Source organism: Saccharibacillus sp. O23 (assembly GCF_002205895.1).
Lineage (GTDB): Bacteria > Bacillota > Bacilli > Paenibacillales > Paenibacillaceae > Saccharibacillus.
Genome location: NZ_NJDE01000003.1, coordinates 475,477 through 501,569, shown reverse-complemented (window position 1 = coordinate 501,569; position 26,093 = coordinate 475,477). Strand labels below are relative to the sequence as shown.

The 26,093-nt window shown below is 55.8% G+C and carries 24 protein-coding genes; 14 read left to right on the top strand and 10 right to left on the bottom strand.

Annotated features, from left to right (window positions below):
* Positions 1 to 3: 3 nt before the first annotated feature.
* On the bottom strand, positions 4 to 915 hold the full coding sequence (locus CDO73_RS06150) for a helix-turn-helix transcriptional regulator (protein WP_088487611.1): 912 nt from the start codon (positions 913 to 915) through the stop codon (positions 4 to 6).
* A 99-nt stretch (positions 916 to 1,014) separates the two neighbouring features.
* Here CDO73_RS06150 and CDO73_RS06145 point away from each other — a divergent pair, with 99 nt between their 5' ends.
* The 4 genes from CDO73_RS06145 (at position 1,015) to CDO73_RS06130 (ending at position 5,423) form a co-directional block, all read left to right on the top strand.
* A complete protein-coding gene (locus CDO73_RS06145; protein ID WP_088487610.1) occupies positions 1,015 to 1,479 on the top strand; it encodes a VOC family protein in 465 nt (154 codons plus the stop codon).
* 65 nt (positions 1,480 to 1,544) lie between these two features.
* Positions 1,545 to 2,726 (top strand): MFS transporter, encoded by a 1,182-nt coding sequence (locus tag CDO73_RS06140; RefSeq protein ID WP_088487609.1) that lies wholly within the window; start codon positions 1,545 to 1,547, stop codon positions 2,724 to 2,726.
* Between the two features lie 88 nt (positions 2,727 to 2,814).
* The gene (locus CDO73_RS06135) at positions 2,815 to 3,903 is read left to right on the top strand and encodes a 5-methyltetrahydropteroyltriglutamate--homocysteine S-methyltransferase (RefSeq protein ID WP_088487608.1); all 1,089 of its coding nucleotides are present in this window, start codon (positions 2,815 to 2,817) and stop codon (positions 3,901 to 3,903) included.
* A 29-nt stretch (positions 3,904 to 3,932) separates the two neighbouring features.
* On the top strand, positions 3,933 to 5,423 hold the full coding sequence (locus CDO73_RS06130; protein ID WP_088487607.1) for an aldehyde dehydrogenase family protein: 1,491 nt from the start codon (positions 3,933 to 3,935) through the stop codon (positions 5,421 to 5,423).
* 114 nt (positions 5,424 to 5,537) lie between these two features.
* On the opposite strand, the gene CDO73_RS06125 is transcribed toward CDO73_RS06130, so the two are convergent.
* A complete protein-coding gene (locus tag CDO73_RS06125) occupies positions 5,538 to 6,437 on the bottom strand; it encodes a phosphotransferase (RefSeq protein ID WP_088487606.1) in 900 nt (299 codons plus the stop codon).
* A 184-nt stretch (positions 6,438 to 6,621) separates the two neighbouring features.
* Here CDO73_RS06125 and CDO73_RS06120 point away from each other — a divergent pair, with 184 nt between their 5' ends.
* Positions 6,622 to 7,023: a VOC family protein gene (locus tag CDO73_RS06120; protein ID WP_088487605.1), complete on the top strand. Its 402-nt coding sequence runs from the start codon at positions 6,622 to 6,624 to the stop codon at positions 7,021 to 7,023.
* On the opposite strand, the gene CDO73_RS06115 is transcribed toward CDO73_RS06120, so the two are convergent.
* Positions 7,010 to 7,318: a Dabb family protein gene (locus CDO73_RS06115; protein WP_088487604.1), complete on the bottom strand. Its 309-nt coding sequence runs from the start codon at positions 7,316 to 7,318 to the stop codon at positions 7,010 to 7,012. The genes CDO73_RS06120 and CDO73_RS06115 overlap by 14 nt on opposite strands.
* A gap of 223 nt (positions 7,319 to 7,541) precedes the next feature.
* Here CDO73_RS06115 and CDO73_RS26685 point away from each other — a divergent pair, with 223 nt between their 5' ends.
* Both CDO73_RS26685 and CDO73_RS06105 read left to right on the top strand, forming a co-directional pair.
* Entirely contained in the window at positions 7,542 to 7,934 is a 393-nt protein-coding gene (locus CDO73_RS26685; RefSeq protein WP_179218602.1) for a helix-turn-helix domain-containing protein, read from the top strand.
* Positions 7,931 to 8,413, top strand: a complete 483-nt coding sequence (locus tag CDO73_RS06105; protein WP_088487603.1) for an MmyB family transcriptional regulator — start codon at positions 7,931 to 7,933, stop codon at positions 8,411 to 8,413. The genes CDO73_RS26685 and CDO73_RS06105 overlap by 4 nt, the downstream gene beginning before the upstream one ends.
* 388 nt (positions 8,414 to 8,801) lie before the next feature.
* On the opposite strand, the gene CDO73_RS06100 is transcribed toward CDO73_RS06105, so the two are convergent.
* From CDO73_RS06100 to CDO73_RS06090, 3 genes are all read right to left on the bottom strand, one after another.
* Positions 8,802 to 10,826 carry a right-handed parallel beta-helix repeat-containing protein gene (locus tag CDO73_RS06100; protein WP_088487602.1) on the bottom strand — a complete coding sequence of 675 codons (2,025 nt, stop codon included), beginning with the start codon at positions 10,824 to 10,826 and terminating at the stop codon, positions 8,802 to 8,804.
* A gap of 4 nt (positions 10,827 to 10,830) precedes the next feature.
* Complete coding sequence (locus CDO73_RS06095) at positions 10,831 to 11,499, bottom strand: YczE/YyaS/YitT family protein (protein WP_088487601.1); 669 nt, start codon at positions 11,497 to 11,499, stop codon at positions 10,831 to 10,833.
* Positions 11,500 to 11,607: 108 nt separating this feature from the next.
* Positions 11,608 to 12,030 (bottom strand): tetratricopeptide repeat protein, encoded by a 423-nt coding sequence (locus CDO73_RS06090; protein WP_088487696.1) that lies wholly within the window; start codon positions 12,028 to 12,030, stop codon positions 11,608 to 11,610.
* A gap of 220 nt (positions 12,031 to 12,250) precedes the next feature.
* Here CDO73_RS06090 and CDO73_RS06085 point away from each other — a divergent pair, with 220 nt between their 5' ends.
* Complete coding sequence (locus tag CDO73_RS06085; RefSeq protein ID WP_088487600.1) at positions 12,251 to 15,061, top strand: S-layer homology domain-containing protein; 2,811 nt, start codon at positions 12,251 to 12,253, stop codon at positions 15,059 to 15,061.
* 106 nt (positions 15,062 to 15,167) lie between these two features.
* On the opposite strand, the gene CDO73_RS06080 is transcribed toward CDO73_RS06085, so the two are convergent.
* A complete protein-coding gene (locus CDO73_RS06080; RefSeq protein WP_088487599.1) occupies positions 15,168 to 15,539 on the bottom strand; it encodes a winged helix-turn-helix transcriptional regulator in 372 nt (123 codons plus the stop codon).
* A 133-nt stretch (positions 15,540 to 15,672) separates the two neighbouring features.
* Between CDO73_RS06080 and CDO73_RS06075 the strand changes: the two genes are divergently transcribed.
* The 3 genes from CDO73_RS06075 to CDO73_RS06065 all read left to right on the top strand — a co-directional run bounded on the left by CDO73_RS06075 (position 15,673) and on the right by CDO73_RS06065 (position 19,238).
* Positions 15,673 to 16,305: an FMN-dependent NADH-azoreductase gene (locus CDO73_RS06075; protein WP_088487598.1), complete on the top strand. Its 633-nt coding sequence runs from the start codon at positions 15,673 to 15,675 to the stop codon at positions 16,303 to 16,305.
* A gap of 88 nt (positions 16,306 to 16,393) precedes the next feature.
* Entirely contained in the window at positions 16,394 to 17,362 is a 969-nt protein-coding gene (locus CDO73_RS06070) for a VanZ family protein (RefSeq protein WP_179218601.1), read from the top strand.
* Positions 17,363 to 17,498: 136 nt separating this feature from the next.
* Positions 17,499 to 19,238: an ABC-F family ATP-binding cassette domain-containing protein gene (locus CDO73_RS06065; RefSeq protein WP_088487596.1), complete on the top strand. Its 1,740-nt coding sequence runs from the start codon at positions 17,499 to 17,501 to the stop codon at positions 19,236 to 19,238.
* Positions 19,239 to 19,400: 162 nt separating this feature from the next.
* Here the strand turns inward: CDO73_RS06065 and CDO73_RS06060 are convergent, their stop codons facing one another.
* Entirely contained in the window at positions 19,401 to 20,231 is an 831-nt protein-coding gene (locus CDO73_RS06060) for an SDR family oxidoreductase (protein WP_088487595.1), read from the bottom strand.
* 43 nt (positions 20,232 to 20,274) lie between these two features.
* On the bottom strand, positions 20,275 to 21,027 hold the full coding sequence (locus CDO73_RS06055; RefSeq protein WP_088487594.1) for an SDR family NAD(P)-dependent oxidoreductase: 753 nt from the start codon (positions 21,025 to 21,027) through the stop codon (positions 20,275 to 20,277).
* Between the two features lie 149 nt (positions 21,028 to 21,176).
* Here CDO73_RS06055 and CDO73_RS06050 point away from each other — a divergent pair, with 149 nt between their 5' ends.
* On the top strand, positions 21,177 to 21,854 hold the full coding sequence (locus tag CDO73_RS06050) for a TetR/AcrR family transcriptional regulator (RefSeq protein ID WP_088487593.1): 678 nt from the start codon (positions 21,177 to 21,179) through the stop codon (positions 21,852 to 21,854).
* A 135-nt stretch (positions 21,855 to 21,989) separates the two neighbouring features.
* On the opposite strand, the gene CDO73_RS06045 is transcribed toward CDO73_RS06050, so the two are convergent.
* On the bottom strand, positions 21,990 to 22,373 hold the full coding sequence (locus CDO73_RS06045) for a RidA family protein (protein WP_088487592.1): 384 nt from the start codon (positions 22,371 to 22,373) through the stop codon (positions 21,990 to 21,992).
* 105 nt (positions 22,374 to 22,478) lie between these two features.
* Here CDO73_RS06045 and CDO73_RS06040 point away from each other — a divergent pair, with 105 nt between their 5' ends.
* Together CDO73_RS06040 and CDO73_RS06035 are read left to right on the top strand one after the other, a co-directional pair.
* Positions 22,479 to 22,814: a winged helix-turn-helix transcriptional regulator gene (locus CDO73_RS06040; protein ID WP_088487591.1), complete on the top strand. Its 336-nt coding sequence runs from the start codon at positions 22,479 to 22,481 to the stop codon at positions 22,812 to 22,814.
* Positions 22,815 to 22,988: 174 nt separating this feature from the next.
* On the top strand, positions 22,989 to 26,006 hold the full coding sequence (locus CDO73_RS06035; RefSeq protein ID WP_088487590.1) for an Ig-like domain-containing protein: 3,018 nt from the start codon (positions 22,989 to 22,991) through the stop codon (positions 26,004 to 26,006).
* The last annotated feature ends 87 nt before the right edge of the window (positions 26,007 to 26,093 follow it).

The window sequence follows — 26,093 nt, the reverse complement described above, 5'->3', positions numbered from 1 at the left end:
CGCTCAACCATACTTCCCCAGCATCTTCGCCAAAAACTCCCGAAAACTCTCGATATAGCTGCGGGGCTCTACAATCTCCAGATTCGTCCCAAAACTCGCCAGAAACTGAAACCCCGCGCTGTTTTGAGGAACCTGAAGGGTAGCCATCAGATAATCCGAACTGTAGTTTTCGATACTCTTCCGCCCGTACCTTTCGATAAACTGATCTTTTACGCTGGGCGAGATCAAAGCTTTCACTTCGACCAGTTCCGCTCGATAATCGGATTCCCGCTCCTGCTCCAAGAAATCCGCTCTCGGGCTAAACGTCTGATCGTTCATCGCCAGATCGTCCATCCGAGACAGTTTGAACGTGCGATATCCCTTACGGTCCAAACAGTAGCCTTGCAGATACCAACTCGTTTCGCTGAAATGAAGCCGGTAAGGCTCGACGGTTCTTTGAGTGGCAGCGTCGTTTTTATCGATGTAATCGAAGGTTACCAAGCGGCTCTTGCCTATGGCTTCTTGGCAGGTTCGCAGCGTTTGGCGAATCTCGGATCGACCTTCCCAATCGTAAAAAGACAGATGAATCGAAGCTTTGGGAGCCGACGGGCTCACCATGGCTTCGATTTTTTTGAGCGTCACTTCGACTTCTTCGCTGACCAGAATCTGTTCCAACCCGCCGAGCGCCGTCAAGATATTCTCCAAGTCGGCGCTGCTCAGAAGACGTTTATCCACTTTGTATGCTTCCATGATCCCGTAGCCGCCATTCACGCCGATGACCGAATAGATCGGGATATTCGATACGCTCAGCGTTTCCATATCGCGCAGAATCGTTCTTTTGGACACGTTGAACAACTGCGCGAATTCGGTTGCCGAGACGATGTCTTTTTTCAGCAGGATCATAATGATTGAGATTAATCGTTCTACTTTATCCATGCACGCTCCCTCTTTTTCCGAAAAGGATCGAACGATGACAGACAGTCGTCACCGTTCGCCAACTATAATACATCTATAACGAAAAGGAGGCTACATCATATGGCGGCTATCGCGTATTTGAACTTTGACGGAAACGCAGAACAAGCGATTGAGTTTTATTCGGAGGCTTTCCAAGCTACCGAGACGAAGAAGGTAAGATTCGGGGATATCCCGCAGGACCCGAACTACCCGATGCCCGAAAACGAATTGAAGATGATCATGGAGTCTTCGATCGAGTTCGCGGGCGGGAAGATCATGATGTCGGACATTTTGCCTTCGATGAAAGCCGTAACGGGCGAAGTGATTAAAGGGAACAACATTCTGATCAGCCTCGTGATGGACGATAAGTCGAAACTGGAGCAATATTTCAAAAGTTTGTCCGTCGGCGGTCATGTCACCATGCCGTTATCCGCTTATCCGTGGTCTTCGTGCTTCGGAACGCTGATCGATCAGTTCGGCGTAAATTGGAAGTTCAACAGCGACGCGGATCAATTCTTAGACAACGTCATCTCAAGCCAAGCGTAATCGATTCCGCAAAATGGTCTTCTCGCCGAAGGCCATTTTTTTATACGCCGAAGGAGGCAAACAGGATGAAAAACAGCTATGCTTCGTTGATCTTTTTTATGGCTTTAGGGATATTCGGCATTATCACGACGGAAATGGGCATGATCGGCGTTCTTCCGCAAATCGCGCAGAAGTTTCACGTCTCGCCTTCGCAGGCCGGCTATCTGGTAAGCGCGTTTGCGCTAATCGTCGCGGTATCGGGCCCGTTCCTCACGCTGCTCGCTTCCGGCATGAATCGCAAAACGCTCCTGCTTGCTTCGATCCTGATGTTCGCCGTGTCGAATATCGTGTACGCGTATACGTCGAGCTTCCAAGCGATGCTGGCGTTTCGGATTATTCCGGCGTTGTTTCATCCGATCTTTTTCTCGATTGCGCTGGCGACCGCGGCTAGTCTGGTGCCTCCCGAGAAGGTAGGCAGAGCGATCACTCAGGTGATGGCCGGAGTTACCGTCGGATTTGCTTTCGGCGTTCCGATCACGTCTTTTCTCTCCACGAACCTTTCGCTGGAAGCGGCGTTCCTGTTCGGAGCTGTCGTAAGTCTCATTGCTTTTGTAGGCATACTGATCCGGTTTCCTTCGATGCCGGTCAAGGAAAGAATGTCTTTCGGCAGGCAGCTCGGCGTACTGCGCCATCCTCGACTGTGGATCACGATCTTGATCGTGGTTCTGATCTTCACGGCGATGAGTTCGGTCTATAGCTACTTTGCCGAATATCTGAGAGAAGTCACGCACATGAACGGGACGTGGATCAGCCTCATGTTAATGGTCTTCGGGATCACGATGATCGCAGGGAACTTCTTGTTCGGTTACTGGCTGAACAAAAGTCTGACTCGAACGGTGATTCTGTTTCCTCTCGCGTACGCGGTCATTTACTTATTCGCTTATTACGGAGGGGCTTATTTTTGGCCGATGGCAGTCATCGTATTCGTGTGGGGCGCCGTGCATGCCGGAGGACTGATCGTAAGCCAATCTTTGCTGATGACCGATACGCGGGAAGCGCCGGAATTCGGTAATAGCTTATTCGTTTCTTTTTCCAATATCGGCATTACGGTAGGGACGGGGATCGGAGGAGCGTTTATGACTCGATTGGGCGTGCAGCAGCTGATGTGGAGCGGTATCCTGTTTTGCGCGCTGGCGTTCCTGCTCATCCTGCTCAAGCTTTTCTTTTTTAAATCCAAGGAATCTCCCGGCTATCGACCAAACATATGACTAGACATGCTTTTTTCGTATGACGGTACTCCTCTTGGCCCATGCTATACTCAGAAGAACCAAAAGGCAGAGAGAAGGAGCAAGCGAGATGACCCCATTCCGACACGACCATGTAGGCAGTTTTCTACGCCCGGCAAACTTAACGCAGGCGCGCGAACAATATAAAGCAGGCAGCATTACGCAGGAACAATTAAGAGCGGTGGAAGATCAAGAGATCATCCGCATTATCGAAAAACAGAAAGAAAACGGCGTGCTCGCGGTGACGGACGGCGAACTGCGCCGGAGCTGGTGGCATTTCGATTTCTTGGGCGGTCTGGACGGCGTGGAGCTGTACGAGCAGATCGACGGGCCGCAGTTCCACAATATGCAGACGCGCAAAGGCGGCATTCGCGTCATCGGCAAAGTCGATTTCTCGACGCATCCTTTCGTGGAAGATTTCAAATTCGTGAAGCAGCATGCAGGCGACGTTGTAGCCAAACAGACGATTCCGAGTCCGAACATGCTGCTGTACCGTCTGGAAAAAGGCGCGAACACCTACTATACGGACCATGAGCAGTTCCTTCAGGACACGATCGCGGCGTACCAAAAAGCGATTCAAGCGTTCTACGACGCGGGCTGCCGTTATCTGCAATTGGACGACACCGCTTGGGCGGACCTCTTCTCGGAAGCGGGCCACGACAAGCTGCGCGCCAAAGGCATGGAGCCGGCGGAAGAACTGCACACGATGCAGCGGATGATCAACGAATCGTTGGCGAACAAACCGGCGGACCTCGTGGTCACGATGCATATCTGCCGCGGCAATTATAAATCGAACTATTTCTCGACCGGCGGCTACGATTACGCTTCGGAAGTGATCTTCGGCGGGCTTGACGTGGACGGATTGTTCTTGGAGTTCGACGACGAGCGTTCGGGCAGCTTCGAATCGTTGAAGCACGTCAATCGCAAAGACCTGAAGATCGTGCTCGGCCTGCTCACGTCCAAGACCGGCGAGTTGGAAGACAAAGAACAGATCAAAGCCCGGATCGCGGAAGCGGCGACTTACGTTCCTCTGGACCAGCTCTGCCTCAGCCCGCAGTGCGGCTTCTCGTCCACGGAAGAAGGCAATATTTTGACGGAAGACGAGCAGTGGCGCAAGCTGCGTTACGTGAAAGAAATCGCCGACGAAGTGTGGGCATAAACCATCTCAATCACGAAGGGGATATTAAGATGACTATTCAAGCCAACCCGGAAGCCGTTACGGTCGAAGCGTTGATTAACGGCCAGAACGCGAAGTCCCTTTCCCAGACAGCCAAAGAAAATCCGGCCAACCCGAGCGAGATCGTCGGCTACTTCCCGGTAACGACGAAGGAGCAAGCCGTCGAAGCGATCGAAGCGGCGGCGGAAGCTTTTAAAACGTGGAAAAAAACCGATATCGAAGAACGCGTAACGAGAATGCGCAAAGCGATCGAGAAGATCCGCGCGGCCGAAAGCGAGATCGTGAACCTGCTGTCGAGAGAGCATGGCAAACCGCTGTATGACGCGCACGGCGAGATCTACGTCTCGTTGATGTGGATGGAATTCGCCTGCAACGAAGCGGCAGCGGCTCTTCAAGCCGACGTCCAAGAGCATGATCACGGCAAAACGATTCTGTCGTACGATCCGATCGGGGTGGTTGCGGCGATCAGCCCGTGGAACTATCCGATCGCGCTGTCCACGATCAAGATCGCTCCGGCTCTGTTGGCGGGCAATGCGATCGTGCTGAAACCGAGTCCGTACGCGCCGCTCGCCGCAGCCAAAGTAGCGGAGATCATCGCAAGCGAGTTCCCGGCCGGCGTGATCAACGTGGTGCACGGCGGAGCGGACGTAGGGGTAGAACTGACGACGAATCCTCGCGTCGCGAAGATCGCTTTTACCGGCGGCACCGAGACGGCCAAGCATATCATCAAAGCGGCTTCGGACACGATCAAAGACATGACGTTGGAACTGGGCGGCAACGACGCGGCAATTTTCTTGGAGAGCTTCGACGTGAACGACGAGCGCGCGATGCGCCGGATCGTCGTGTCCAACTTCCTCACGACCGGTCAGATCTGCATGATCGCCAAGCGGGTGTACGTTCACCGTTCGATCTATGATCAGTTTGTAGAAAAGTATATCGAAGCGGCCAACCGCTGGATTCGCGTCGGCGATCCGTTCAACCCCGAGACGACGGTAGGCCCGGTCAATAACGTGAAGCAGAAAGATTACGTGACCGGTCTGGTCAAAGACGCGAAGCAGCGAGGCGCTCAAGTCGTTCCTTTGGGGCGGATTCTGGATCAGCAGCAGTTCGACCAAGGCTATTATCTCCAGCCTACGCTGGTTCTCGGCTGCGACGCGCATGATCCGATCGTCGTGGAAGAACAATTCGGCCCGACGGTTCCGATTCTGCCTTTCGACGATGTGGAGCAGGCGATCGAGCTTCATAACGAAAGCATCTACGGACTGACGAGTTCGGTATGGGGAGCGGAAGACGAAGCGATCGCCGTCGCGCGTCAGCTCGAAGCCGGAACGACCATGATCAACACCGCTGCCGTGCAAGGGTTGGACGTTCGTTTCCCGTTCGGCGGGTTCAAACAGTCCGGCATCGGCCGCGAATACGGCACCGAAGGCATCCGCACGTACACCGAGCAGCATGTGATCAATGTGCCGAAGATGCTGGATCTGCCTTATATCCCGGAGTAGAAGGTAGAGAAGCGTTTCGGAGAGCCTGCCGTTGACGCGGGTATGGATTCTAAAAGAACGCCCTGTTTACCGATTCTCGAGAATCGGCGGACAGGGCGTTTTTCTAACCAAAAATCAGATGATCTCGGCATAGAGGTACTCCACATCCTGCACCAAATCCGGTATCCAAGCCTCCGACCCCGGAATGATGTCCGTGCCTCCATAGACGAGCCAATGCAAGGTCTTAACCAGCCAACAGATTCCGCCGATCGGCAGCTGCCAGCGCAGATCGCTCGCGTGAAGATCGGAGGCTTCCAGATAGGCCGACAGTAGTTCTGATCTTGTCGCCTGACTTCGAGCGTGCGCTTCCTTCATCAAGCAGTAGAGGTCGCCGAGATGAGGACTCAGATATGCGTTAGCCCAATCGATCGGCGTGATGCCGTTTTCTTGGATCACGAGATTCTTGGCGTGATAATCATGATGGACGATCGAATTCGGCACCGTGCGGTAAAGTTTTTCTAAAGCATTAGGCAGCGTCTTCGCGAGTCGGGATAGCCCTTCGTTTCCTGCCAACTGTTCGGAGTTCAATAAGTCGTTCAGCAGCTTCAGAAAATCTTCTGCGGACACGGAGTAAGCTTCGACGGTTTCCGGAGAAAGCGTTCGTTCCAAAAGACTCGCCGCTCGCGTTCTTAACCTTGCCAGTTCTTTCGCCGCTTCAAGGAAATAAGCAGGATGCGGCTGCTGCTCCACGTTGTGCTCGCCGACATCTTCCATAACCATGACTCCGCTGTTCTCCAGTTGAACGAATTCCGAGATTCGAGGGGCTTTGATCTGCAAAGGCTGAACGAGGTCCCGATAAATGCCGGCTTCTTCGGCCATCTCGCTACTGCCCCATTTTATGATGCGCGATTCGCCGCCGGCGAGCTTGATCCGGTAGACTTCCGAAAGCGTCCATTTCCTCAATAACGACCATTCCGCCGCTTCATTCAGTACAAGGATTTTCGAGCGATATTCCGAAAAGCATGCAGGAATCATTTTAGCGCTCCTCTCGCGGATCTCACGTTATGTATTTATCCATTCTTACATAGGTCGCGCAAAAGAGACAGATCTCCTCGAAAAAAGAAAAACGCTGCTGACATAATGCTGTCAGCAGCGTTGGATTAGGATGGAACATGAGAGCAAATCGCTTATCCGCAAATCAGAGAAGGGATGATCCTTTATGAATTTCGCATCGGTACGCATCATCACGGACGATGTGGATCGTCTGGCCGAGTTTTACGAAAAGGTGACGGGAGCCGAGGCGAAGCGGCCCGCGCCCGTGTTTGCCGAAATCGTCCTGCCTTCGGGCACGCTGGCGATCGGCCATTCGCAGACCGCGCAGCTGTTCGGAGCCGATTCCGTAGTCGCGGCTTCCAATCGCACGGTGATCATCGAGCTTCGCGTAGACCATATCGAAGCGGAATACGAGCGTTTGAAAGTGTGGGTCGATTCCTGGGTGCAGGAGCCGACCACCATGCCGTGGGGAAACCGTTCGATGCTGCTGCGCGATCCGGACGGCAATCTGATCAACTTGTTCGAACCGGCGAGCGAAGCCGCGATCGAACGGTTCAGAGACCGATAGACGGATAATCCACCACGACGATGCCGTCGACGAACGGCCCGACCGTTTGCAGCAAGTTCTGATGCAGCGGATGCCCGACATAATCGCGGCAGGCCTGCTGATCTTCGAAAGTCACCCGGATACCCAGCGCAAATCCTTGCGCATGTTCGGTCTCCTCGGTCACGTTAATCCCGGCGCTGAGATCCAAGATGCCCGGGATTTTTCCTTTGAAGTCATGCGCAAGGGCGACCGCTTTCTCCTGTACGTCAATCGGCGTATCCGATTTAAACTTCAACAATACGATATGCTCAAACATGATGTTTCCTCCAATTCACGAAGTTCTGGTTAACGAGATCCGATTATCGAATCGCCGTTGTTGCGAATCCTCCCTAGGAGGACATAGACTAGTGTATAGAGATGAGCGCCGGTTAGGCAGAGATCCGGTTATCGTAGGAGTCGCGCTACTACATTCGCAAGATCGAGAAATTTGCGAATGTAGTAGCGGCGACCTACATTCGCAGCAAGGAGGCACACCGAAGATGGCAAACGGATTGGATCGTCATACGGAACTGTCGCATTTTCTGCGTTCGCGCCGCGAGCGTATCACGCCGCAAGAAGCGGGACTGCCGGAATCCGGACGCAGACGTACGCCTGGGCTTCGCCGCGGCGAGGTAGCTATGCTGGCCGACGTCGGACTGGATTGGTACACGTATCTGGAACAAGGACGCCCGATCAACGTATCCGCCGAAGTACTGGAACGGATCGCGGAGGTTCTGCGGCTGAACGAAACGGAACGCAAACATCTGTACCATCTGGCCCGCAAGCAGTATCCGCTCGTCGACTTCAAGCCTTCGTCCGCGATGACGCCGGAGCTTCAGCGTTTTCTGGACAGCCAGCATTTGTCTCCGCGAGCGTCATGGATGCGCGAATGAATATCATCGGCTGGAACGAGGCGTACCGCGCTTTGAACGGAAACTTGTCGGCGATGTCGGAGCAGGAACGGAATTTCGTCTGGATGACGTTTACTTCCGCCCGTTTCCGTTATATAAAAGGCGATCAATGGGAGGAACACGCGCGGCGGATCGCGGCTGCTTTCCGCGCGGGATATGCGCGTTACGCCGACGATCCGTGGTGGTCGGAGCAGTTCGAAGCGTTGTCGAAGGCGAGCGAAGAGTTTCGGGGATTCTGGGCGTCGCATGAAGTGCTCGATACGATCGACGCGCCCAAGACGCTGCATTGCCCCAATCTCGGAGAGCTGAATTTCGATCTGATTTCTTTTCAGTACTTGAGCGATCCGAATCTGACGGTGTCGATCCATGTGCCTCATGCGGACGGGACAGGAGAGAAGATGCAGCGGATGTTGAGCGAAGATCAGGGGCGGATTTGGGAAGTTTTCGAGAAAATCACGTAGGCACCGGCTCTAAATCTTCTGTTCAACGCCAACTTTGCTGCTCAAGCCGCCGTTTCGATTCCATCCGTAGCGAATGTGATCCGCCTTTGATTTCTAACGGAACCAGATGACGCTTAGAATGAAAAAAGGCCGGTTTTTAGCGTGAAAAGAGGGAAATCGGACGTCTAAGGAATCTACGTTCCGTTAGCATTTCGAAAAGGGGCATTTGGCGGTTCTAACGAATCTACGATCCTTTAGATCGGCTGCTCGCTTTCGTAAGCTTACGCGAGCGCACGAAGTTCTTTCGAAGTCGGCTCGCTTTGAGTTGCTTTTTGATTTTTCTGACACGTTAAAAGGGCACCCGACCGGGTGCCCTTCGATTTTGCGCTTTATGCGCCATAGCCCATCCTCAAATCTCAAACTCCGCCGTACCCTTCTCGTCCAACTCGAACGGGCCCGCCGTCACTTGCCCGTCTGCTCTCCGGTTCCCGAAAAAGTCGGTATCGAGTCGATAAGGCGCGCGGTCCGGCTGCTCGTAAGACATATCCGCGTGATACGTCTTGCCCAGTAGATCCGTGGTCACCGTCATCGCCGAAGTCTCCCGAAGCCGTTCCGGCTCTTCGATCCGAACGCGCACCGTACCCTGCGAAGGATCGACCTCGAAAGTCATTCCCTGCTGCGCGTAGACCTTCGCTTCGGATTCGTGCCGGCTCGGAACCGCATGGCGCAGGAAGACGTTGCCGCCCATCGCGACCGGGAGAACGGCGTTGCCGATAAAGAAGTCTTTGGCGGCGTCGCCCAGTTCCTGAAGCTCTTCTCGGGTGTATTCCCACCATCTTTTATCTTTGAAATTCGGATGCTTGTCGTAGCCGCCGAGTCCGACCGCATGCAGATAGCACACGGAATCTTCCGGCACGCCGTCCATGACCGTTTTCCCGTCTTCGCTGACTGCATCTCTCGGCTTGAGCGGCAGATGTTCGAAGAACGTGATCGGAACAGGTTCCTGCCGTTCGTCATGGTCGCCGAGGAAGAGATTGTTGTAATATCGATCGTCGCCGCCCGTGATATTGGAATATCCGGCCATCGCCGTCTCGTGCGGGAAATGATAAGGCGTGGTTCGGGTGATCTCGGAACGCACGACGAATCGACCGGCGAACAAGTTATGAGCAAACGCGCCGCCCTGCGCCATGTTTCGGAAATTCATCGGCGACAAGAACAGGTTATGATCGACCAGATACGGCCCGTGGCAGACTTCGACGAACAGATCTTCGGACAGATTAGCGAAAAAGACATTGCGATCGATCCGCGTCCCTTGCGCCTGCCAATCGAGCCACAGCCCGCGGTAGCAATTGTAGATCACGTTCTCGCTGATCTGCGTATCCAGCGCCGCGTGCAGCTTGATGCCCGCGACTTCGGCTCCGTGCCGGAGGCGTTTGTGATGGATATTGTAGATCCGGTTCCGCTCGATCCGGCTGAACGCTCCGCCCATATGTCCGACGATGCCGGCCTGCTCGCAGTCGTGGATCACGTTGCCGCGCACGAGATGGCCGCCGATCCGATCTTCATGCCAACCGGAGCGCAGCGCCCGCAAAATGACTTCCTGCTCGCGCTGCGTACCGCCTTTGCTCCGCTTCTCTTCAGCGCTGCCGTGACCGGTACCGATCTCGGTTCCGAGGCTGACGCCTACGGATTTGGATTCGCAGATGAGGTTATTTTCGATGATCCAGCCTTTGCTCCAATGCGGCCCGATCAGACCTTCTTGGTAATCCGTCGGCGGTGCCCACTGGGGAGAAGCTTGGCGAAGCGTGAATCCGCTCACTGTTATGTAATTCAGTCCCGGTTTCTCCGGCCAGAAGCAGTAAGGTCGCACGTTGATCTCCACGTTTTCCTGACGCGGATCTTTGCCGCCGAAATTGGCCCAAATCTTCGTCGTCGCGGCGTTTACCTCGGCATGCCACGTCAGCAGCGAATCTTCGGGATATTTGGCTTCGGACCAGACTTCGGGACTGTGAACGTTTTCAACACTGTTGACTTCGTACAGCGATTTGCCGTCGAGATACACATCCCCGAGATGCACGTTCAGCGGCCCGTCGAAGAGCCAGTCTCCGCTCAGCGCGGTTTCGTAAGGATTGCGCACCGCGAATAAGGAGTTCGGCACTTCCGTGCTCCAGACTTGGCCGCCTTCGGACTGCCAGTCCGCGATCCGTTCCGCTCCCGTAATCACGACCTCTCCGTCTCCCGCGGAACGATACACGATGCGATGTTCCGCCGTGCCTCCGTTAGCCGGATTCACCCATTCTCTGTAGACGCCCGCATGAACGATAACGGTATCGCCGGCGACCGCCCGAGAAGCCGCGCGAGAGATCGTGCGAAGCGGCTGCTCCGCCGTTCCGTGATTTCGATCGTTGCCCTCCATCGATACATGATATTCCATATCCTCACTCCGTCCGTATTTTCACTGGCTTGCCGTCTTTGCGTGTGTCGCCCAACAACTTTTCCGCGAAATGCACATTGAAGAAATGAACGATCGGTCCCAGCCCGAACATGGACACCAGCGTCCCGATCCCGATAATGCCTCCGAAAACGAAACAGACCAGCGCGGAAAGAGCGTCCGTGAACATGCGATGCCAGAAATAGCTGATCCGCGGGAAGCGGTCCGTCATAATCAGCGACAAGCAGTCGTAAGGGGCGATGCCCACGTTGGACGTCTGATACAGCGATACCCCGAAACTGCAAACCACGACGCCGATCGCGACCGTCACGATGCGCTGCCACAGCAGCTGCGGTTCGCCCGGCAGATCGATCCAGATGTTGTAGAAAAACGTAGCGAAATAACCGAGCAATACAGCGTTTACAATAGTCCCGATCCCGATAAACCGTCGTCCCGCGATCAGCTGGATCACGAACAAAGACAGATTGAACAGGATCAGAAACCGGGCATATTGGATGCCGGTGGTATCCGCAAGAGCCATCACCATGCCGCTGAACGGGTCGTTCCCCAAGCCGGATAGTTTGAAAATGCTGATGCCCATACCTATAAAAATATTGCCGATCATCATGATGATCAATCGTCTCGGCTCTGCCAGCGTACTGAGGAATCCCTTCATATGAACCGTCCTATAGTCAAATTATCGGGCTGCTTCGCGCAAACGACGCCGTCATTATATCACAGTTTGCGCACGGAAAATGTACCGTCTTTTGCACAGCGCGGATGTTCAGATCTCGATTCTCGTCTCCAGAAAAGCCAGATATTTCGGATCGTCTTCCATAAAAATATCTATCCCGCCTCCCATATAAGCACGGGTCAATTCATCGGCGGCTTTCTCCCACTGTTCCTGCTCGTAATACGACTGTCCCAATCGAAGATGGATATACGGATTGCCTAACCCTTTCGGACATTGAACGGCATTGAAAAAGCATTTAAAAGCTTTATCGTAGCGGTTCATCCGGTAATGCACGTCGCCGAGCGCGACATAGATCCAAGTGGCGGCTTCCCATTCGTACGCGGGTTCGGGCAATAAACGCAGCGCGGCCAGATACTGCGGTTTGGCGGCTTCGAGATCGCCGGCCGCGGCCAGCTCGTCGCCTTGACGGCATAGATTCCGGATCTCGGAATAAGTCGATGCAGGGAGCTGCAAGTTCATCCTCCTGTTCTTCTGTACGATTCGGTTTATGCAAAGTCTAACCGACTTTGCTGCAGGTGCATAGATTGAACAGGAGCTGCATGCTGAATTTTTCGCTGAGATCTCCGCGCATACGGGATTGAAAAACTCTTTTTCGTTTATAAAGGTCACTCTGCCGGACGATAAAGGATAAAGAAAGCATTCCCTATTAACTTACGGCGAAAGGACAAACCAGATGAGAAAAAAGAGATCTTATACCAGCCTTTTGCTCGTTATTGCTTTGCTGTTTGCGCTCCCGCAGTATGCGTTTGCCATGCAGCTCTTCGTGAAGACGCTTGACGGCAAAACGATTGCGTTGGACGTGGAGCCCAGCGATTCGATCGAAAACGTAAAAGCAAAAATACAAGACAAAGAAGGCATACCTCCGGAACAAATGCGGTTGATATTTGCCGGCAAAGAGTTGGAAGACGGTCGTACGTTATCCGATTACAATATTCAAAAAGAATCGACCATCCATCTCGTGTTGTACAGCGGCCCGAGATGGCAAAGCGTAGGCGGCGTCGGCTTCTCCGCAGGCGCGGCAGCGGATCTGTCGATGGCTGTAGACCGCAGCGGCAGCTCTTACGTAGTGTACCGAGACGAGGCGAACGCCGACAAAGCGACCGTCATGAAGTATAGCGGAGGGAGCTGGAATCCCTTGGGCATCGAAGGTTTTTCGGCAGGCGAAGCGGACGACACTTCGATCGCGCTCGACGGCAGCGATACTCCGTATGTCGCCTACAAAGATGTCGCGAACGCTTCTAAAGCTACCGTCATGCGATTCGACGGCAGCGGCTGGGCCGTCGTGGGCCATGCGGGATTTTCGGCGGATGCCGTCGATCGGATCGAGATTGCATTAAGCGGCGACGGCACGCCTTACGTCGCGTATAGCGATCAGTCGGCTGCCGGCAAAGCCACGGTCATGAAATACGGCCCGTCCGGTTGGGAAGTCGTGGGCGAAGCCGGTTTTTCGATAGGGGCCGTTCATGATCTGTCGATCGCGCTGGACGCGGGCGGCACGCCTTACGTTCTTTTGCGCGATTCGGACATGGCTGATCAAGCGACCGTCATGAAATACGGAGCGAGCGGTTGGGAAGTGGTAGGCGGAGCGGCATTTGCGGCAGCCGGAACTTCGAAAAAAGCGATTGCGCTGGCTGCGGACGGCACCCCTTACGTGGTTTATCGCGACGCGAACTCCGGTCAAGCTGTCGTAACGAGATACAGCGGCGGCAGTTGGGAAATCGTAGGCGGCAGCAGCTTTTCGGCAGGTGCGGTCGATTATGCGTCGATCGCGCTGGACGGAAGCGGCACGCCTTACGTCGTTTACAGCGATTCCGCCAAATACGACAAAGCGACCGTGATGAAGTATGGCGAAAACGGTTGGCAAGTCGTAGGCAGATCCGGTTTTTCGGCAGGGGAAGCTTACGATACTTCGATCGCGCTGGATCGAAAAGGCACGCCTTACGTCGTTTACCGGGATATGCCGAATTCGCAAAAAGCGACCGTGATGAATCTGTATCGGGATCCGGAACCTAAGTATACCGCGAGCGCTTCGGCCGCCTCGCCGATCGCGGGAGTCGGAGCGGATAACAAGATCACGCTGACGGTAAAAAATTCGGCGGACGTCACGGATACGGCGTTCAACGGGGCGTATCTTGTGACGATCTCCGGTTATGCGGCCGCGCCGGACGGATCGTACGGCCGTTTCAACGGAGTCGAGCTGACGGCGGGATCGACCGCGGTCAGCGCCACGTTCGTAAACGGCGTAGCCGAGGCGAATCTGACGCTGAACAAAGCGGCAGAGCAAACGATCGCGCTGAGCGTGGAAGGCGTAGCCACGCCGGCAGCCAATACGCTGAAGATCACGCCCTCGGCGGGAAGCGCGGCGATCATGGAATTGACGACGGATATCGCGGCGCCGACGAGCAGCGGCAGCGCGTTCGCGACGCAGCCCGTCATTACGCTGCGCGACGTTTACGGCAATACCAGCACGAACGACAACAGCACGGCGGTAACCGTATCGAAGAACGATACGGGCCCGTGGACGCTAACCGGAACCCGAACGGCAACCGCGAACGCGGGCGTCGTAACCTTTGCCGATCTGGGAGCAACGAACAAAGCGGAAGTTACGGACGTGCAGCTCGCTTTCGATGCCGCGGGGCTAACTCGGGCGACGAGTCGGCCGGTGACGCTTCCCGCGCCCAAACTCGAAACCGCTCCGGTGCAGCAGCCGGTCTATTCCGCGCCGTCAGAGACGCCGGTTATCGCGGCGCCGACGCCGCCGGCAGTCGCGCCGCCGATCATCGTACCGCCGACAGGAACGGCCGCAGCGCCGGAACGGCCGCAATCCGTATCGGATCTGTTCCGCGCCGATATCGTGAATACGGACGAGTTAGTCAAGAAAATCGAATCTCTGATAGCTGAAGCAAAAGGCACCGACGCTGTCCTTGACCCTGTCGACGCGCAAGGACATTGGGCCGAGAAACCGATCCGTGCGTTTATCCGATTGCAGCTCGTTAACGGCTATGCGGACGGAACGTTCAAGCCGAACGACTTCATCACCCGTGCCGAATTCGCGGCGCTTCTGAATCGCTCGTTCGATGTCCGGGCCGGGAACGCAAGCACGGCGCTGACGGATATCGAAAGCCATTGGGCGAAAGAAGATATCCGGAACCTTGTATCGACAGGAGTGATCAAGGGTTACGCGGATGACAGTTTCAAACCGAACCAGACGATTACGCGCGAAGAAATGGTGGTCATGCTGTCGCGCATCGTCAATCTTGACCGCTTGGCGAAAGACGAAGAAAAAGGCCGTTTCAACGACCTGGATCATGCTTATGCGGCGGCCGAGATCAAGGCGGGAGCGCAGGCCGGGATGGTCAGAGGAAACGGAAGCGGAAATTTCTATCCGAAAAGCAGCGCCACGCGCGCGGAAGCCTTGCAGGTCATATTGAATGCGCTGGAATTCGATCCGCGGTTAAAGACCGCATTGGATTTGCTGAATTGAGACAAGCTGATCGTTTTTACGGAGGGCTCCCTATTCGGGAGTCCTCTTTTTGTCGTAAAAAGGTTCGCGCGGAGAAAGAAAAGAAGCCTCAGCGAAACCGGTATGCTTACGCTTCGGGCCGGTCCGTTTCGATCGAGTCGTTTTGCGCGTCTTTAAGCTGCTTGCGCTCGACGTGAAGCTTTCCCCATCGATGCAGCGTTTCCAGAACGGGAGCCAAGCTTTTGCCGTATTCCGTAATCGAGTATTCGACTTTCGGAGGCACCTGCGGATATACCGTTCGGGTGATGATTTCTTCTTCTTCCAACTCCCGCAGGTGAAGAGTGAGCATTCGTTGGGTCACGTTGGGAAGCAATCTTTTCAGTTCATTGAAGCGCAGCGGCTCGCCTTGCAGCAGATGGTAGAGAATGATCGGCTTCCATTTGCCAACGATCGAATCGAGCGCCGCGACGAATTGGCAGGACGCGGATTTGTTTTCCATCCTTGAACCTCCTTTACGGTACCTTTTTCGATACTATACCACATTATTGTGCGTACTTATGTATTCGTATGTAAGCCATTATGATGAACGCAGGCCACATACTTTATACGATTGCGGAAAGGAAGTTTAAATCATGACCAAGCTGCTGTACATTACCGCCCACCCTCTGGAAGTCGAAACTTCGATCAGCCTCGCCACGGGCGAAGCATTTATCAAAGCCTACCAAGAAGCCAATCCTGCGCATGAAGTGATTCGTTTGGATCTGTACAAAGAAGATATCCCGCAGTTGGATGCCGACGTTTTGCGAGCTTGGGAGAAACTTCGCGCAGGCGCGTCCGCAGACCGATTGACCGAAGCGGAACGATCCAAAGCCGCCCGACTCGAAGCGATCGTCGATCAATACGTGGCCGCCGACAAATATGTGTACGTATCGCCGATGTGGAATTTCTCGGTACCTTCTATTTTAAAAGCGTACACCGATGCCACTTCGATTCCGGGCAAAACGTTCAAATACGTCTCGGGCGGTTCCGTAGGTCTGCTAGAAGGCAAAAAAGCGCTGCATATTCAATCCAGCGGCTCCGTGTATTCGGAAGGTCCGTTGGCTCCGATCGAGATGGGCCACCGTTTTCTGTCGAACCTGCTGCGGTTTTACGGAATCGAAACGACCGAATCCATTCTGATCGAAGGCATGGCTTATGCGGACCGCGTCCCGGCCATCCGGGAAAAAGCGCTCGCGCAGGCCAGAGAGTACGCCGAAAAGTTCTGACCGCTACATTTTCCGCGTTCGACACGTCTTCCTAAAGCTGCGAGCTCTGCTCCACACTTCTAGCCGCAGACCAAAGGAGACTTGCTCGATGACTTCAACGACTTCAACCTTCCGGCATCGCCTTTTCAATCTGATCTCGATCCTCTATTTCGCTGTGCTGCTGTTCTTCTTGTTCGTCGGCTTCGATCGTTCGGGAAAAGCGGCGAGAAGCGGGTATTTCTACAATTTATCGCTGGAGCCGATCGCGCCTTTTCGCTTCGACGGTCTGCTGCACAATCCGTTCATGCTGTTTCAGCTCGGCAATGTTCTCGCCTTTATTCCTTGCGGTCTGCTGCTTCCGATGCTCGTCGGATGGGGATTCTTCCGGCTGACCGGAGCTTTCGTCGCAGGCATGCTGCTGGTCGAGACGGCGCAGATGTTGACCGGTCTGGGCAGCTTCGACGTAAACGACGTCGTATTGAACACGCTCGGTTATCTGACGGGGTATCTCGCTTGGGCCGTCGGCCGCAAGTTCGGCGGGCCCGCTTTCGGTTTGAAAAGGGCGGCGTACACGGCGGTCTCCGGTCTGCTGCTCGCCGGCGTCGTGCTGTCGGCTCCTTCGGCGGCAGAGCGGCTGGTTCAAGGATATACGGAAGGGATGACGATCGGATTGGAGCGTTTGCAGCCGAGCGGAGCCTCGATCCGGTGGACGGAAGTCCCGGCCGCGGATCTTCCCGATTCGTCGACGACCGACGAGGCGCAGACGTCCAAGCTGTATGCGTGGTCGGGCGCAGGAACGCAGACGCTGACGTATGAACTGGACGGCGGCTATATCCGTTTTCATGCGTACGGAACCGTGCAAGGCGGAACAGGCGGAGGCATTCGCTTCATTCTGGACGGGGAACCGATGTACGAATTTGCTTACGCGGGCGACAACGGCGATATCTTCGATACGGAAAAAGTCGAATTCGACGTGCAGGGCGCAAAACGGTTAACCCTTGAATTGATGCGTCCGGGCGACGGCTCGGAAGGCAAAGTGCTGCTGTGGAACGCCGGGCTGGTCGAGCGGAAACATTAGGGCTTGCGCGGACTAAGCGAAATCAATTGTGCTGAGCGGCAAACAGTGTTAATCTGAGAACCGGCAACCCCCGATATTTCGCGGTTTCGCCCCGTTCACAATACCCGCCGTTACGGCGTTTCAGAAAGGTAACACGATGATCACTGCACATAATCTTTCTTTTTCTTTTCCGCAAAAAGAACTTTATAAAAACGTCTCGTTCACGCTCGAAGAAGGCCAGCACTGCGCGTTTATCGGAACAAGCGGCAGCGGCAAAAGCACGTTGATCGAGATTCTGACGGACCCCGACAAGCATTTGTTCGAAGGGAAGCTCGAGATCGACCCCAACTGCCGGATCGGCTACGTCAGCCAGTTCTCGCAGGTCGACCCGGATACGGAGATGACCGTGTTCGACTATGTCGGCGAAGCGTATAACAAGGCTCAAGACGAACTGAACGAGATTTACGCCGAGATGGCGACCACGTCCGATATGGACGCCCTGATGGAGAAGTACCAGCTCGCGCTGGACGCTCTGGAAGCGATGGGCGGAGACGATTTCGAGAGCCGCATCAACAAGCAGCTCAATCTGGCCGATCTCATGAAATTGAGAGACGTCGGCGTCTCTTCCTTGAGCGGCGGGGAGTTCAAGCTGATTCAGGTCATCAAAGAAATGCTGAGCAGCCCCGATCTCTTGATCATGGACGAACCGGACGTCTTCTTGGACTTCGAGAATCTGAACGCGCTGAAGAAACTGATCAACTCCCACAAAGGCATGCTGCTCGTCGTCACGCACAACCGCTACCTGCTGAACCACTGCTTCGATAAGATCCTCCACCTCGAAGACGCGGAGATTCAAGAATTCGAAGGCCGTTACATCGAATACAATTTCTCGCTGCTTCAGACCAAGATCGAGCTGCAGGAGATCGCGGTCGCCGAAGCCGAAGAGATTCAGCGCTACGATCAGCTGATCGATAATCTTCGGGAGATCGCGACGAACGTCGATAACCCGTCCCGCGGCCGCGCGCTCAAAGCCCGCGTGAAGTTCCAAGAAAGACTCGAAGCCCGCCGCATCAAAGCGCCTTTCGTCGCGATCAAGCAGCCGGAGATCCGGTTCGCTCCCGATCCGCAGGCGCAAGAAAGCGTCCGGGTTACCGTGCAGGATTACAGCGCCGGCTTCGACGAGCTGCTGCTTGCGAACGTGAACTTCGAGATCGGACCGGCGGATAAAGTCGCGATCATCGGACCGAACGGCACGGGCAAAACGACGCTGCTGAGAGATATTTTCCGCGGCGAACATCCTTCGATCCGGATCCATGAAGGCACGAAAATCGCGTATCTGTCCCAGCTTCAAGGCGAGACGCTGAAAGATTCGAACACGATTCTGCACGAGTTCATCGACGCCGGGTTCGAGACGTACGACGAAATCCGGGCATATCTGGCGAATTACGGATTCGAAGGCGAGATTCTGGAGCAAAAGATCGAATCGTTGTCCGGCGGCGAGAAAAATATGCTGCAGTTGGCGAAAGTCGGAGCGGCGGAGGCCAATCTGCTGCTGCTCGACGAACCGACCAGCCATCTGGATCTCTATTCGCAGGTCGCGCTGGAACAGGCTCTGATCGACTACAAAGGCGCGATCCTGATGGTCTCGCACGATTTCTATTCCGTCGTGAACGGCATGGATTACGTGCTGATCATCGACAACAAGACGATCCGCAAGATGAGCATGCGCAAGTTCAGACAAATGATCTACGCGAGCCATTTCGACCGGGATTACCTAGAGACGGAGCAGCAGAAAAAAGCCGTCGAGATGAAGATCGAAACGGCATTGAAAGCGACGGACTTCGAGACGGCCAAAGGGTTGGTCGACGAGTTGGAAGCCGTGATCAAGCGGCTGTAGGCGGTAAGCTGACAGGTTGACGTCTGCGAATAAGGCCGAACGCGATAAGATAAAATCAACGAAGTAAATGCAAAACAGCAAAATCCGGACGGAAAACTTACGTTTTCCGTCCGGATTTTTGTCGTTCAAGTGCTTGTCGCGGTGCATCGTAAGGAAGAAACCTCAACCTTCGTAATAATAGGGCTGCTCCAGATCTTCCAGCAGCGAGCGCTGCACGGGCTGCCAGCCGACAAGTTCGCGGGCGGCTGCGCTCGATCTCGGAATATCGAGCGCGGCCAGCGTGCCGAGGAAGCCGAAATGCGCGTCGGCTTCCGCGCGCGGAATGCCGACGACCGGAAGATTCAAGCGCCGGCCGATCGCGCTCGCGATATCGCGGAACGGTACGCCTTCGTCATGGGCGCCTTCCAGTCTGGAACCGGCCGGCGCTTGTTCCAACGCCAGACGGTACAGCGCGGCGGCATCCAGCCGATGCACCGCCGGCCAGCGGTTGCCGCCGTCTTCTATATAAGCCGAATAGCCCTTGCTTCGGGCAATCTCGATCAATCTCGGGATAAAGCCCGTATCGCCTTCGCCGTGCACCGAAGGACACAGTTCGACGATCACGGCCCGCACGCCGCGTTCGGCCAGCGAGCGCATGACGTTCTCCGCTTCCGTGCCGCCGGCGTGAGTCGTCATGACGAACGGCTTGCCGGAGCCTTCGAGTGCCGCTCCGATCGCGGTCACGGCTTCGAGATCGGCAGCGAGCGCGCCGGCGAAGTCGGAGAAGTCGTGATGAAAAGCCAAATGAATCACGCCGTCCGCAGCGAGCGCTGCGCGCCTTAGACTGTCCGCGTCCTGCAGGTCGCCGCGATAGGCTTCCGCGCCCGCCGCTTCAAGCCGGGCCGCGCTCTTATCGGAACGGGCCAAGCCCAAGACCTGATGCCCCGCATCCAGAAGTTCGCGGACGACCGCGGAACCGATATATCCCGAAGCTCCCGTTACGAATACGCGCATGACGGATTCCTCCTTGCTGTCGTCAAAGATGTAACGTTCCGCATTACCAAGCGACCGGCCCGTCTTCGTCGGAGAACGTTCCGGTCGGTCCGTCTTCGCCGAGCATGGCCAATCTGACCGCTTCGCGCGCGCCTTGTTCGACCGATCGCGTTCCGGCAAAGTTGTTCAGCGCCGTCGAGGTGAAGCCCGGGCATGCCGCGTTGACTTTGATCGGCGTCGATTCCAGAGCCGCCGCAAAAGCGAAAGTTACCGCATGAACGGCCGATTTCGAAGCCGAATAAGCGCCGTACATCGCCCGATGCGGATTACCCGGTTCGGCGTTCCAAGTCAGCGAACCGCCCGTGCTGCCGAGGTTGACGATGCGCGCGGCCGGCGCTTCGCGCAGAAGCGGCAGCATGGCCTGAGTGACGGCGATCACGCCGAACACGTTGGTTTCGTAAACGGCGCGAATCTCTTCCATCGGAGCCACCGTCAGCAGACCGCTTGCCGCGCCTTCGCTCGGAAACGCTTTGTCCGCTTTGCCCGCATGCGAGATCCCGGCGTTACTGACGAGTACGTCGAGCCGTCCGAATTCGCGGCGAATACGCTCGGCCGCTGCGGCGATCGAATCCGGGTCGGTGACATCGAGCTGAACGGCATGGGCGTTCGGCCCGATGCTGTCGGCAGCCGTTTTTCCGTTTTCGATGTTGCGCGATCCGACGAGCACCGTGAATCCGTGTCCCGCCAGATCTTTTGCGATTTGCGTGCCGATTCCTTTGTTGGCTCCCGTGACCAGCGCTACCGGTTGGTTCGACATGATCGTAATCTCCTTTGCGGCACCCTGAGATACCGTCTGTCTATTTCCCGTTCGATGTGGGATAATGACAGTAAATCACATAATTACGGAACTGTAAAGTTCCGAAACTATATATCACCGTATTTAACTACGCAAAAGGAGCGAACACGATGAGCGAAATGTCGGGGAACGAACCGGTTAAAGCCCAGGAATCCGGGGATTCCGCAGAGAAAAAGCCGCAAAAAGTAGGCCGCAAAAGAGATCACACGCGCGACGAAAAAATATTGGAGGCGGCGATCGATATTCTGGCCGAATCGAGCTTCGACGGCATGACGATGGATAAGGTGGCGACCCGGGCCAAAGCCGGCAAAGCGACCATGTACCGCCGTTGGTCTTCCAAAGAGCAGCTGGTACGAGACGCGCTGGCTTGGATGAACCGAAGCCATCTCGATCTCGAGCATTTGCCCGATTCCGGGAGCTTGCGCGAAGATCTGCTGCTGTTGATCCGGCCGCAGTCGATCGCGGAAGAAGAACGGAAATTGCGCGTGCTGGCGGGTTTGGGCTCCTTTTTGCAGCATCCGGAATTCGCCGATACCGGCATGGCCGGAATCTTCGATTCTTGGGCCGACGCGAATTTGCAGCTCATGAAGCGGGCCGCCGCCCGCGGCGAGATTGCCGAGCATGCGAATCTGGAGTTGGCCTGCTGGGTGATCACTTCGACGTCCGCTTTCCGCGGTCTTGTCGAGCGCAAGCCGTTCGAGAAAACATTCTACGCGGATCTGCTCGACGGGCTGGTCTTGCCGGCGCTTAAAAATCCGAAGGCAGATTCGCCGATCGCGGAAAGCTGAAGATTCGCGAGAGCTTCTGCCAAGGCAAAAGGGGCGAAGAATTCTACAAATCCTAATAAATCAGGACTCCGCGTCGAAGCCGCTGACAGTCGTGCCGCGAAGGCCGACTCTCGCCCCGATACGGAGTCCCGTTTTTTACCCGATATGCGCGACGGCCCGAACTTCTACCCACTGCTCGGGAAAAGCCAGATACGTCACGCCGATCAGGCTCCCCGCCGGCCGGTGCTGCCCGACGTATTCTTTGAACATCTCGATCGCGATTTCTCCGTGCTCCTGCGCGTTCGTCAGATAGATTTCCACGTAAGCCAGATTATTTTTCGTGATGCCGAATTCGTGCAATACCTTGTCCAGATTCTCCAATGTCTGCGCCGTCTGCGCCCGGATATCGCCTGCTCCGACGAACCCGCCTTCCGCGTTATGCGAGAACTGTCCCGAGATATACAGCGTATCGTCGACCCGGTAGCCCTGCGAGATGCCGTGGTCCCAGAGATCGTGGTTATACGTTTGAATCGTGGTCATCGTATCGGCTCCTTTACTTGAAAGTAAAGCTAGTATAAACTGGGCGAAAATAAAGGGATAGTACGCACAAATAAGAAGGGTACTATCCGAAAGGATAGCGTGAATATGGGCATTTCGGACTTGAAAGGCCAAGAGACGGTGATCGGGGAGACGCCGTTCGGCTATACGATGTCGGTCATCGGAGGGAAATGGAAGATGGCGATTCTGTATGTACTGGCCGCCAAGCAGCCGGTTCGGTTCAACGAGATGCAGCGCCAACTGGGACCGGTCACTTATAAAGTGCTGAGCGCGCAGCTCAAGGAACTGGAAGCGGACGGACTGGTGAACCGCGCGGAGTACCCGCAGATTCCGCCCAAAGTGGAGTATTCGCTGACGCCGAAAGGACAGACGCTGCTGCCGGTACTGGAGCAGCTTTGCGAGTGGGGCGTGCAGAATCGGTAAGACCGAAGGTTTGGAGGAGCGGAGCAAGAAAGATTTTCTTTTTCAAGCGATGCAGGGATTCTACCCGATGTCTTGAATTTTAGATAAGTAAAACGTTAAAGGACGGCAGGAAGCGAACGAATCTCGGACCGAGCATGAAACGGGATCGCGATAAATCATCATGAGGGGGCATCTATGCACGGGATTCAGAAAATCGGCAAGGTACTGTTAGTCGGGGGCGTTCTGTTCGGATTGGCCGATTCGGCAGCGTTAAACAAAGTGTATGCGGCGCCTCCGACGGCCACGTTGGTCGTCTCGGACAAAGCGCTGAAGATCGGAGATACGTCTACGCTTACGATTACCTTCTCGGAAGCGGTCTCTGGATTTTCGGCCGCGGATCTGACGTCCGCGAACGTCGCGATCGGAGAGCCGTCTTCGACGGACGGAGGAAAAACGTGGACGGCGACGCTGACTCCGTACTCGGGCGTAGAAGCCTGGGATCAAACCGTGACGCTCGATAATACGGGCGTAATGAATTCGGCAAACGAGTCAAATACGGGAACGACCGTATCCGATGTTTTTGCGGTCGATACGATTCGGCCGACGTTAGCCAGCAGTATCGCGATCTCCGATACGGCGCTGAAGATCGGCGATTCCGCTACCGTCACGTTCGTCTTCACAGAAGCCGTAACCGGCTTTACGGCAGCGGATCTGACGGTTCCGAACGGCACGCTTAGCGGCTTGGCTTCAAGCGACGGCGGTCTCGTCTGGACGGCGACGCTGACTCCGAGTTCCGGCGTTTCGGACATGACCAATGTTCTGACGCTCGATTATTCGGGCGTATCCGATCAGGCCGGAAATTCAGGCGTAGGCGCCGTCGATTCCCCGAATTACGCGATCGATACCATCAGACCGGTCTTGGCCAGCGATATCGAGATCTCGAATACGACGCTGAACACCGGAAGCTCCGCGAACGTAACATTCACGTTTACGGAACCGGTGAGCGGCTTTACGGTTGATGACATAGACGTTCCGAACGGCACGCTTAGCGACTTGTCTTCAAGAGACGGCGGCTTCACTTGGACGGCGAAATTGACTCCGGATTCCGATGTCTCGGATGCGACCAATGTCCTTACGCTTGATTATGGGGGCATTACCGATCTGGCGGGGAATTCAGGCGCGGGCACGGTCTATTCGATGAACTACGCGGTCAATACGAAGAATCCGGCCGCGCAATCGATCACCGTTTCCGATACGACGCTGACGATCGGGGAAACGACGGACGTGACGTTCGTATTCACGGAAGCGGTAAGCGGATTTACGACGGCGGATCTGAACGTTTCCAACGGGACGGTCGACAGTCCGAGTTCGAACGACGGCGGAATCACATGGAAGGCAACGCTGACGCCGAACGCGAATACCCAAGCCGCAGGTAGCGTCATTACGCTGGATCATACGGGGATCTTCAATACATCGGGAAATCCGGGCGTCGGAACGAAGGACTCCAATGCTTATGACGTCGATACGCTTAGGCCGACCGCGACGATCTCGCTCAGCCGGAAGACGCTGAACGTCGGCGCGACCGCCGAAGTGACGATCGCGTTCTCGGAAGCCGTCACGGCTTTTACCAAAGAAGATCTGACCGCGCCGAACGCCACGTTGAGTCTAGTCACGAGCGCGGACGGCGGCAGGACTTGGACCGCGACGCTGACGCCGAAAGCGAACGTCTCCAGCAGGAACAACGCGGTCGTCCTCGAAAATTCCGCCATTATCGATCTTGCGGGGAATCTGGGAGCAGGCACGACGAATTCCGACAATTACGAAGTCCAGACGGTCGTGCCGACAGCGGTCATGACCGTCGCGGATTCGGCATTGACGGCGGGCGAGACTTCTCCGGTGAAGATCGTGTTTTCCGAGGCGGTTACCGGATTGGCGGTCGACGATTTTACGGTCGATCACGGTACGTTAAGCGGTTTGGCTTCGATCGACGGCGGAATCACGTGGACAGCGGTGCTGACGCCTTCCGCTAATACGAACGCGGCGGTCAATCATATCGAGCTTCGCAATGACGGCTTCGTCAGCTTGGCGGGCAATGCGGGCGTCGGGACTACGTTGTCGAATGCTTATGCCGTGACGACCGTAACGCCGGGCGGCGGCGGATCTGCCTCGCCGTCCGCGCCTATTGATCCTCCGGTCTATACGGTTCCGGTCGAACCTTCGGCTCCGGTCGTCTCGACCGACGGTGCGCTGACGCTTCCGGCAGGACGCGCGGGAACGGTCAGTCTGGGAGACGCCGTCCGTATCGAGATTCCGGCAGGCGCTTCGGCGAAAGAACTGAAGCTGACGATCGGCAAGGTGACGGATACGGGAACTCTGCTGAAGAACGGCGAAGCGCTCGCAAGTCCGGTGTTCGAACTGCTCAAAAGTTTCCCGGAGAACTTCAGCAAGCCGGTTAAGCTGTCGTTATCTTTCGATCCTGCGGCTGTGCCGAGCGATCGCCGAGCCGCCGTGTTCTATTATGACGAGACGCGAAAAGCATGGATCGAAGTCGAAGGCGGCACGCTGCAAGGAAACCGGATTACCGTAGAGACGGATCGTCTCGCCAAATACGCGGTGCTTGCGGTAGAGACGAAGAAGCCGTCGACGGATACGCCGGGCGGCGGCAATCCGCCGAATATCGCGCTTCGCGACATCGCCGGACACTGGGCGGAAGAAGCGGTTAGACAGGCGATCGGACAAGGCTTGGTCTCCGGCTATCCGGACGGCACGTTCCGTCCGAATACGATCGTGACGCGTTCCGAATTCGCGGCGATGCTGATCAACGCGCTGAACGAAGAGACAACCGGCGCGGCTCTGAACTTCACGGATGCTTCGGACATCGGCGCTTGGGCGCAAGCCCCCGTGTCGCAGGCCGTGCAGCTCGGCGTCTTGAAAGGCTACGCCGACGGTTCGGTCCGGCCCAATGCCGGCATCACCCGCGCCGAGATGGCGGTCATGGCCGCACGCGCGCTGAAGCTTCCCGCCGGAAGCGGCGCGAGGACTTCGTTCTCGGACGATGCCGAGATTCCGGCTTGGTCCAGAGACGCCGCTGCCGCGCTGAAGAACGCGGGAGCAATTCGCGGAACAGGCGCCAATACGTTCAATCCCGCTGCCGCAACGACGCGGGCCGAAGCCGTGACGGTGCTGGTCAACCTGCTGCGCGGACAGAAATAAAATAACGCGGACGCGCGAATCTCGCGTCTCGCATCGAAAAAAGACCGCCTCGGCATCCCGAGGCGGTCTCTTTTTTTGAATGTTCGC

Excerpts from the sequence above, each read along its gene's own strand:
- CDO73_RS06120 (WP_088487605.1), top strand. The coding sequence starts at position 6,622 with ATGAATTTCGCATCGGTACGCATCATCACGGACGATGTGGATCGTCTG.
- CDO73_RS06040 (WP_088487591.1), top strand. The coding sequence starts at position 22,479 with ATGGGCATTTCGGACTTGAAAGGCCAAGAGACGGTGATCGGGGAGACG.
- CDO73_RS06095 (WP_088487601.1), bottom strand. The coding sequence starts at position 11,499 with ATGAAGGGATTCCTCAGTACGCTGGCAGAGCCGAGACGATTGATCATC.
- CDO73_RS06055 (WP_088487594.1), bottom strand. The coding sequence starts at position 21,027 with ATGTCGAACCAACCGGTAGCGCTGGTCACGGGAGCCAACAAAGGAATC.
- CDO73_RS06060 (WP_088487595.1), bottom strand. The coding sequence starts at position 20,231 with ATGCGCGTATTCGTAACGGGAGCTTCGGGATATATCGGTTCCGCGGTC.
- CDO73_RS06085 (WP_088487600.1), top strand. The coding sequence starts at position 12,251 with ATGAGAAAAAAGAGATCTTATACCAGCCTTTTGCTCGTTATTGCTTTG.
- CDO73_RS06045 (WP_088487592.1), bottom strand. The coding sequence starts at position 22,373 with ATGACCACGATTCAAACGTATAACCACGATCTCTGGGACCACGGCATC.
- CDO73_RS06050 (WP_088487593.1), top strand. The coding sequence starts at position 21,177 with ATGAGCGAAATGTCGGGGAACGAACCGGTTAAAGCCCAGGAATCCGGG.
- CDO73_RS06070 (WP_179218601.1), top strand. The coding sequence starts at position 16,394 with ATGACTTCAACGACTTCAACCTTCCGGCATCGCCTTTTCAATCTGATC.
- CDO73_RS26685 (WP_179218602.1), top strand. The coding sequence starts at position 7,542 with ATGGCAAACGGATTGGATCGTCATACGGAACTGTCGCATTTTCTGCGT.
- CDO73_RS06100 (WP_088487602.1), bottom strand. The coding sequence starts at position 10,826 with ATGGAATATCATGTATCGATGGAGGGCAACGATCGAAATCACGGAACG.
- CDO73_RS06150 (WP_088487611.1), bottom strand. The coding sequence starts at position 915 with ATGGATAAAGTAGAACGATTAATCTCAATCATTATGATCCTGCTGAAA.
- CDO73_RS06115 (WP_088487604.1), bottom strand. The coding sequence starts at position 7,318 with ATGTTTGAGCATATCGTATTGTTGAAGTTTAAATCGGATACGCCGATT.
- CDO73_RS06080 (WP_088487599.1), bottom strand. The coding sequence starts at position 15,539 with ATGGAAAACAAATCCGCGTCCTGCCAATTCGTCGCGGCGCTCGATTCG.
- CDO73_RS06140 (WP_088487609.1), top strand. The coding sequence starts at position 1,545 with ATGAAAAACAGCTATGCTTCGTTGATCTTTTTTATGGCTTTAGGGATA.
- CDO73_RS06130 (WP_088487607.1), top strand. The coding sequence starts at position 3,933 with ATGACTATTCAAGCCAACCCGGAAGCCGTTACGGTCGAAGCGTTGATT.
- CDO73_RS06065 (WP_088487596.1), top strand. The coding sequence starts at position 17,499 with ATGATCACTGCACATAATCTTTCTTTTTCTTTTCCGCAAAAAGAACTT.
- CDO73_RS06035 (WP_088487590.1), top strand. The coding sequence starts at position 22,989 with ATGCACGGGATTCAGAAAATCGGCAAGGTACTGTTAGTCGGGGGCGTT.
- CDO73_RS06145 (WP_088487610.1), top strand. The coding sequence starts at position 1,015 with ATGGCGGCTATCGCGTATTTGAACTTTGACGGAAACGCAGAACAAGCG.
- CDO73_RS06125 (WP_088487606.1), bottom strand. The coding sequence starts at position 6,437 with ATGATTCCTGCATGCTTTTCGGAATATCGCTCGAAAATCCTTGTACTG.
- CDO73_RS06105 (WP_088487603.1), top strand. The coding sequence starts at position 7,931 with ATGAATATCATCGGCTGGAACGAGGCGTACCGCGCTTTGAACGGAAAC.
- CDO73_RS06135 (WP_088487608.1), top strand. The coding sequence starts at position 2,815 with ATGACCCCATTCCGACACGACCATGTAGGCAGTTTTCTACGCCCGGCA.
- CDO73_RS06075 (WP_088487598.1), top strand. The coding sequence starts at position 15,673 with ATGACCAAGCTGCTGTACATTACCGCCCACCCTCTGGAAGTCGAAACT.